Annotated in this window: 4 protein-coding genes; 3 read left to right on the top strand and 1 reads right to left on the bottom strand. The window is 61.6% G+C overall.

What is annotated here, in order from left to right:
• Positions 1-179: 179 nt before the first annotated feature.
• Entirely contained in the window at positions 180-959 is a 780-nt protein-coding gene (locus tag ACK5IR_RS17125) for an IclR family transcriptional regulator (protein WP_416930668.1), read from the bottom strand.
• A 258-nt stretch (positions 960-1217) separates the two neighbouring features.
• On the opposite strand from ACK5IR_RS17125, the gene ACK5IR_RS17120 reads away from it, so the two are divergent.
• The 3 genes from ACK5IR_RS17120 to ACK5IR_RS17110 form a co-directional block, all read left to right on the top strand.
• Positions 1218-2735: an aldehyde dehydrogenase gene (locus ACK5IR_RS17120; RefSeq protein ID WP_416930666.1), complete on the top strand. Its 1518-nt coding sequence runs from the start codon at positions 1218-1220 to the stop codon at positions 2733-2735.
• A gap of 16 nt (positions 2736-2751) precedes the next feature.
• On the top strand, positions 2752-3522 hold the full coding sequence (locus ACK5IR_RS17115) for an SDR family NAD(P)-dependent oxidoreductase (RefSeq protein ID WP_416930664.1): 771 nt from the start codon (positions 2752-2754) through the stop codon (positions 3520-3522).
• Positions 3523-3601: 79 nt separating this feature from the next.
• On the top strand, positions 3602-4605 hold a 1004-nt coding region (locus tag ACK5IR_RS17110), incomplete at its 3' end, for a C4-dicarboxylate TRAP transporter substrate-binding protein (protein ID WP_416930662.1).

Below are 4605 nucleotides of genomic sequence, written 5' to 3'. Positions count from 1 at the left end.
TTGAGCGGACGGTTTTCCAGGGTCAGATCAGCAACGACTTCCTTGAGCGCGGCCGATTCCGTGCGCGGCTCCTTGACCGCAGGCGATGTCGCTTGGCGTGTAGTCTTCCCTGCAAGGCGTTGCTCGCGCCCTTCCGGGGAATACTGGTTCGTTGTCTCGCGCATGATGCCCCATCCTATTCAGGCGTTGGAGCCTCCGGACAACCCGGCAGGGTTCACCTCAGGCCAGAGCTGTAGACCGAAATCTGCGACCGTCTTACGCAGAACCTCAGCGGTCTGCGGACGGCGGGATAGGCTGCGCGACACTGGGCCTGCGACCACGATCGACAGGCGCCGGCAGCCGTAGGTTAGCGGCAGCGATACACCCGTGAGGTCCGCGATGTATTCGGAATCGCTCTGGTGGTAGCCGCGCGACACGGCCTCCGTCAGGTCCGCCTCGATCCGCGCGATGCTCATCGGGGTGGTCTCGGAGAACTTGTTGAACACTAGCTTGCGATAGAATGCGTCGCGCTCTCCGGGCTCCATCTGCGCCAAGATGGAGCGCCCGGCGGAACTGGCGTGCAAGGGTACCGTCGTGCCGATCTCGGCGTGGTAGCGGATCGGCTGGCGGGACTGGCACACGTGGATGAATACGACAGATTGCCCGGACATGGAGCCGATGGCCGTCGTCTCGCCCGTCTCCGCACAGACCCGGTCCGCCAGATCGCGGATGACATCGGGGATCGGGTCCTTGCGCGATATCTCCTGCGAGATGGTCTGCCAGCGTGGGCTGGGATAATAGCCGCCGCGCAACCGGGGTTCGTAGAAAAAACCCATCTCGACGAGGGTGCCGATGATGTTGAAGGTGCTCGACCGGGGCCAGCCCAGGTCATCGGCAATCTCTGCCATTGTCGCCGGTTCTCCGCGTATCGCAAAGTACTCCAGTAGAGACACGACATTCGCTGCTTGCCTGACCCTCATCGCATCGACCTTTACGTTTTAATCTGAAGTGTATCACAAATTCTCAATTGTGAAAAATCTGTTCACGATCATGAATAGTTACCCAAGGATTTTCCAGACACCGAAATGACACCGGGCGAAAAAATATATATTTCATTTTAAAATCAGTTATTTGCGTTGTTTTTCGGCTTTATCATTCTTCTGGCGCAAGGTCCTTGATGAATTCACACATGCGTCGATAGGATCGATAGAGTGGAATTGCGGAAGGGAGGAGCCGTGATGAAAAGGCATGTGTCTACAGACCAGAACCATCCTGAGAAAGTGGAGAGTTTCTCCAGCCTGTTCATCGGCGGCGCGTGGGTGCCCCCCGTGGACGGTGGCACGATCGACAGCATTGATCCGGCAACGGGGCGTGTTTGGGCGCGCGTTGCCTTCGGCGGCAAGCAGGACATTGACCGGGCGGTCTCCGCCGCCAGGACGGCCTTCGACGGCCCCTGGTCGCGCATGCCCCCGTATGAACGTGCCGCGCTGATGCGACGCTTCGCTGAACTCTACGCCGAAAACGTGGAGGAACTTGCCCATCTGGAGACGCGAGATTCTGGGCGGGCGCTGCGCGAAACCCGCGCCGATATCGGGATGCACCCGAAATATTATCACTGGTTCGCCTCGCTCGCGGACAAGCACGACGGACGATCAATCCCGATGGACGACAGCGTGCATGTCTTTACCTCGCGATTGCCTGTCGGTGTCGTGGGCATGATCTGCCCGTGGAACGTGCCCCTGATGTCGGCCTGTTGGAAACTTGGCCCTGCGCTGGCGGCGGGCTGTACGGTCGTGCTGAAACCGGCGGAGCAGACGCCCGTCACCGCACTCTTGCTCGGGCGGCTGTTCGAACAGGCCGGGTTCCCGCCGGGGGTCGTCAACATCGTGCCCGGATACGGGCGTGGCGGTGCCGGAGAGGCGCTTGCCGAACATGAGGGTGTCGACAAGATTGCCTTCACTGGCGAAGGCGAAACGGCGCGGGCGATCCTTCGGGCCGGCGCGCAGAGCCTCAAAAAATACACCTTCGAGCTAGGGGGGAAATCCCCGCACATCATCTTTGCTGATGCCGATGTCGATCAAGCGATGAACGCGGCCACCAATTCTGCCTGGACCCTCTGTGGTCAGAGCTGCGCGCTCGGATCGCGGGTGATGGTGCAGCGCCCGATCTATGATCGCGTGGTAGAGGCCTTCGCAGCTCGTGCATCCAAGGTCCGGGTGGGGTTGCCGCTGGATCCGTCGACCCACATGGGCCCGCAGTCGAGCCTCGAGCAGATGGAAAAGACCCTGCGTTATGTGGGCATCGGGTGCGACGAAGGGGCTGAACTGGTTGCCGGGGGGCGGCGCCTCGAAGCCCCCGATCTGGCCGAGGGATATTTCGTGGAGCCCACTGTCTTTGCAGGTGCCTCCAACGACATGCGGATCGCCCGGGAGGAGATTTTTGGTCCTGTCGCTGCGATCATTCCCTTCGATGACGATGAAGAGGCTGTCGCAATGGCGAATGACACGGCCTACGGGCTGACTGCGGGCCTCTGGACGCGAGATGTCGGGAGGGCGCACCGGGTGTCCGCGCAGATCCGGGCGGGTATCGTCTGGGTCAACACCTACCGATACATCCGCTGGACCACGCCCTACGGGGGGTTCAAGGCGAGCGGCTGGGGTCGGGAAAACGGCGTGGAGGCGGTCGATGCCTACCTCGACACGCGCACGACAGTGATTTCCACCACCGGCACCTTCCCCGACGCATACGCAGACTGACACGGAGGATTGATTGATGAGACTTGAGAACAAGCTGGCGGTCATCACGGCCGCAGCCTCGGGGATGGGGCGGGCCGGAGTGGAGCTTTTCCTGAAGGAAGGCGCACGCGTCTGTGCTGTGGACATCGACCAAGGCGCGCTGGATCGGCTGAAGGTCGACCTGGATCCACAGGGGGACAGGCTTGTAACCGTGCGGGCCGACCTGAGCACGATCGACGGCCCGCGACAATCGATCCATGATGCGGCGGAAAAACTGGGCGGGATCGATATTCTCTGGGCTCACGCGGGCATCCCCGGTCCCGGCGGTATCGAAGGCCTTGATGCGGGGGAATACGAACTTGCCCTCAACCTCAACATCCGCTCCGCCAGTTTTGGCGCCGGTGAAGTCGTGAAATACATGCGGCAACGCGGCGGCGGATCAATTGTCTTTACGGCATCGGTTTCCGGCATGGTCGGGTCGGCTTGGTCGCCGGTCTATTCCAGCTGCAAGTTCGCGGTCGTCGGCCTGACCAAATCGCTCTGCCAGACCTTCGCGCCCGACAAGGTGCGCGTGAACGTGGTTTGCCCCGGACTTGCCGAAACGCCGATGAAGGCAGGTTTCACCGGGCGGGGTGTCTCTGCGGAGGAGGCGAAGGCGGCCGAGGACAAGTACACCTCCGCCGTTCCGCTCGGGCGGCTTGTACAGCCCCTCGAAGTGGCGCAGGCCGTGCTCTGGCTCGCGTCAGACGAGAGTGCCTTCGTGACGGGCGTTGATCTGCCCGTTGATGGGGGGTTCACTGCGAAATGAACACTTTCGTCATCCCTGCGCAGGAGCGGGGGCGGCGGGTTAACCGGGTTAGCTAAAGGCCCGTATAGGGAGGATGACTATGAACTTGATTACGAAATCGACACTGGCACTCGCCATATGTGCCGCAGGGACGGCTGCGGTCCAGGCGCAGAACCTGACCTATGCTTCGGGTTTCGTGCCCGGCGGCCCGGTGAATGAAGGCCTGAAGGACTTCGTGGCGGATGTCGCCGAGAACTCCGAAATGTCGGTGAAGCTGTTTGAAATGTCGCTGCTGGACCTCAAGGAAACCCCCGCGGGTATCCGCGACGGCCTGGCCGACATGGGGTACGTGCTGATGCCGTACTTTCCGGCGGAATTCGCGGAGGCCAACCTCGCCGCCGATCTCTCCATGCTGGCGACTTCCGGCACTCTGGGCGCAGATGCGGCCATCACGATGGCCGGTGCGCTGACGGAATACGCGATGCTCAACTGCCCCGACTGCCAGGCGCAGTTCGCGCGGGAAAACCAGGTCTACCTCGGCAGCGCCTCGACGCCGGATTATGTGCTGCTCTGCACCGCCCCGGTGCGCAGCGCCGAGGACCTGAGGGGCAAGACATTCCGCGCCGGTGCATCGAACTTTGGCCGCTGGGCCGAGCATTTCGGCGGCACCAAGGTCTCTATTCCTGGCAATGAAATCTACGAGGCAATGAGCCAAGGCGTCGTCGACTGCACCATGATCTCCGCGCCGGAGCTTTTGAACCTGCAACTGATCGATGTGACTAAGTTCATCACCACCGGTGTGCCAGGCGGTGTCTTTGCCGGCTCCGGTGCGGCCAATATCAACCGAGACACCTGGATGAGGCTGTCGGACGATCAGCGCGCCTTCCTGCTCGAGGCGGCCGCCCGCAACGCTGCCAATGTCTCCATCCGCTACAACAATGCTGCGAAAGAAGCGCTCGACGCCTCACGGGAGCGCGGGATCGAGGTGATCGAAGCGCCGCAGGAGCTGCTTGATGCCTCTAATGCTTTCGTGGCGGAGGACGTCAAAGTTGTTGCCCGGCAGTTCGCAGATACCTATGGGCTCGAAAACGTCGATGAAAAGAT

The organism is Tropicimonas sp., from assembly GCF_047971885.1.
Lineage (GTDB): Bacteria > Pseudomonadota > Alphaproteobacteria > Rhodobacterales > Rhodobacteraceae > Tropicimonas.
Note: the sequence above shows the minus strand (reverse complement) of the source record. Positions and strands in the feature narration are given on the sequence as shown.